This window comes from Catonella sp., assembly GCF_052173895.1.
Taxonomy (GTDB): domain Bacteria; phylum Bacillota; class Clostridia; order Lachnospirales; family Lachnospiraceae; genus Catonella.
Genome location: NZ_JBQMXS010000097.1, coordinates 1 through 3,003, shown reverse-complemented (window position 1 = coordinate 3,003; position 3,003 = coordinate 1). Strand labels below are relative to the sequence as shown.

The 3,003-nt window shown below is 32.3% G+C and carries 4 protein-coding genes and 1 riboswitch; all 4 genes read left to right on the top strand.

The features are described from left to right. On the top strand, positions 1-429 hold a 429-nt coding region (locus tag ACTTG8_RS10105; RefSeq protein ID WP_442561980.1), incomplete at its 5' end, for a methionine gamma-lyase family protein. Positions 430-477: 48 nt separating this feature from the next. Continuing rightward, a complete protein-coding gene (locus ACTTG8_RS10100) occupies positions 478-1,074 on the top strand; it encodes a hypothetical protein (protein WP_442561979.1) in 597 nt (198 codons plus the stop codon). 81 nt (positions 1,075-1,155) lie between these two features. Further along, positions 1,156-2,223: an RluA family pseudouridine synthase gene (locus tag ACTTG8_RS10095; RefSeq protein ID WP_442561978.1), complete on the top strand. Its 1,068-nt coding sequence runs from the start codon at positions 1,156-1,158 to the stop codon at positions 2,221-2,223. 78 nt (positions 2,224-2,301) lie between these two features. Beyond that, a complete protein-coding gene (locus tag ACTTG8_RS10090) occupies positions 2,302-2,841 on the top strand; it encodes a Holliday junction resolvase RecU (RefSeq protein ID WP_442561977.1) in 540 nt (179 codons plus the stop codon). Positions 2,842-2,881: 40 nt separating this feature from the next. Next, positions 2,882-2,990, top strand: a riboswitch (TPP riboswitch). The last annotated feature ends 13 nt before the right edge of the window (positions 2,991-3,003 follow it).

The following is a 3,003-nucleotide window of genomic DNA, read 5'->3' as shown; positions in this document are numbered from 1 at the left end:
CAAGGGTTATTTATGGCTCCTACTGTAACTGCCGGAGCAGTAAAAGGTGCAATCTTTGCTGCAAATGTGTATGAAAGCCTTGGTTTTGATGTACTTCCAAATAGTAAGGAAGATAGGTTTGATATTATTCAGGCTGTTTCACTAAAATCAGGTGACAGGCTTAAGGCTTTTTGTGAGGGCATACAGGCAGCAGCACCTGTAGACAGCTTTGTCACACCTGAACCTTGGGATATGCCGGGATATAATGATCAGGTGATTATGGCAGCTGGAGCATTCGTACAGGGTTCTTCAATAGAGCTTTCAGCAGATGGACCTATGCGAGAGCCTTATGCAGCATATTTTCAGGGTGGACTTACTTTTAATCATGCAAAGTTTGGAATAATGATGAGTTTACAGAAAATTTTTGAAAAAGGACTGATTAAGCTGTGATTATATTGCTAAAGCTTATATTATACATTAATTAGGGTGGGAATTTTTATGAAAAAATATAATAAATTTGAAAAGGGTTATCTAACTAATAGAAAAAGAAAATTATTTATGAATGTTGCTTTAAATGTATTGTCTGCAGTTATTATTTTTATTGTCGGACTTTTACTAAATAAAATGCAACCACGAAATATATTTTCGGTTTTAGCCTTATTATTTGTCCTACCTGTTGGAAGAAGTCTGGCTACCTATTTTATTCTTCTTCCTTATAAAGAATTAAAACCTGACTGTCTTAGCAAAGCAGAAGAAGTGATTAAAAATAGAGGAATTTTACTTTATTCACCTGTCTTTACTTCCGCAGAAAATGTAATGCACCTTGACCTAATAGCTGTATTTAAGGGTAGAATTTTAGGGTATAAAGAAAAGATGGGTAAATCTGTTAGAAATGAATATGATTATAAGAAAAAAATTGATGTAGCTAAAGCTTACATAGATAAACATTTAAAAAATCAGGGAAGAGGGGATAATATAGTAGTTTTTGACGATTTGGATAAGTTTATAAAGGCATTTCCGGAAAATAAGTTATCAGATGAGGAAATGTCTGAGATAAAAAGCTTTGTAGAAAGTATGGAGTATTTTGTAGTGTAGTAACTTATGTTTGAAAGGGGAAAATTGATTGCTATAGAGATTCCGTATGAGTCTTAGTCTAGCATAAAAGGTAACTAAGAAATGATATTACTTAAAGTAAAGCATATAGATGCTGGAGGGAGACTTGATAAATACCTGCTCAAATTCCTAAAAGTAGCTCCTTCCAGCTTTATCTATAAAATGCTAAGAAAGAAAAATATAGTTTTAAATGGTAAGAAAGCTACTGGCAGTGAACTTTTAACAGAAAATGATGAAATTAAACTTTTTCTTGCAGATGAAACTATTGTTAAGTTTGGAGGAAGTGTAATCCTATCTCAGACAGCTGATAGAGAGTATATTGATTTAGAGGAAGATAGTATAGAATCAGAAGATGATATATCTCTGTATAATAGCTTAAAATTTCTTAAATGGGAATTTGATACTCCACAGATAATATATGAAGATAGTGATATTATTATACTTAACAAGCCTGTAAATGTGCTTTCACAAATTGCAAAAAAAGATGATAAGTCTATGAATGAATGGCTTATTCACTATCTTATAAATACAGGAAGTTTTACTTATAATGACTTCCTCACAATGAGACCGGCAGTTGTAAACAGGCTAGATAGAAATACAAGTGGAATCATCTTAGCAGGAAAAACTCTTAGAGGACTCCGTTTTCTATCAAACATAATTAAAACTAGAGAAATAACTAAATATTATCTTACAGTAGTTAAAGGTGAGATGACAAAAAATCAGACTGCTGAGGCTTATCTTGTAAAAAATGATAATCATAATACCGTTAAAATTTATCGAAATAAGATTGACGGTGCTGAGTATATCAAAACTGCCTATGAGGTATTAGAAGTAAGCAAGGGGCATAGTTTATTAAAGGTAGAACTTATAACAGGAAAAAGCCATCAGATTAGAGCACATTTATCTTTTTTAGGCTTTCCACTTATAGGTGACGGAAAATATGGGCTTAAATCTGATAATCTTTTATATCGAAGAATGGGACTTACAAGCCAGTTTTTACATTCTTATGAGATTCAATTTCCTGAAATTGAAGGAGAATTTTCGCATCTAAGCAAAACTACTTTTACAGCAGATTTACCTACAAGACTAAAAAATGTGGCTTGCAAACTAGGATTTAATTTATTACTCTAAAGTAGTAGAGCTTTAGTGTGATAAATTATTTCTTTAACTTTTTAATATATGTATGTGCAGATTTTATAAGGAGATTATATGCCATCTTGGAATTCGAGGGGTCTTAGGGGCTCTCTTTTAGAAACTCTTATAAACATGACAAATGATAAGTACAGAGATGAAGGACTTGCCCTAGTCCAAAAAGTACCTACCCCAATTACTCCTGTAAGTATAAATGATAAGGGACAAATTACCCTTGCATATTTTGATAGTAAGAGTACAGTAGACTATATTGGTGTGGTTCAAGGAATACCTATATGTTTTGATGCTAAAGAATGTAATAAATCTACCTTTCCATTACAGAACATTCATAGTCATCAAGTGAAATTTATGGAGGATTTTGAAGAACAGAATGGGATAGCCTTTATGATAATATTTTTTTCTGATACAGATGAATATTATTATTTTCCATTTAAAGAAATAAAAAAATACTGGGACAGGGCTAAAAACGGAGGACGAAAAAGTATCAAAAGAGAAGAGTTTACAGATGGTTATTACCTTGATGTTACAGGCAAAACTATAGTACCTTACCTCGAAGGCTTAAGTAGAGATTTGGAAACTAGAGATGGCAAAGATTGACATAATTATTAATAAGGTGTAAAATGAACTGGTAAAATTTAATATAATACAAGGGAGCTATAATTGCTGAGAGGCAGTTCTGAAAGGGACTGCGACCTTCAAACCTGATTTGGATAATGCCAACGTAGGAAAGTATGAGTCTATATTTTAAATATTGACAGG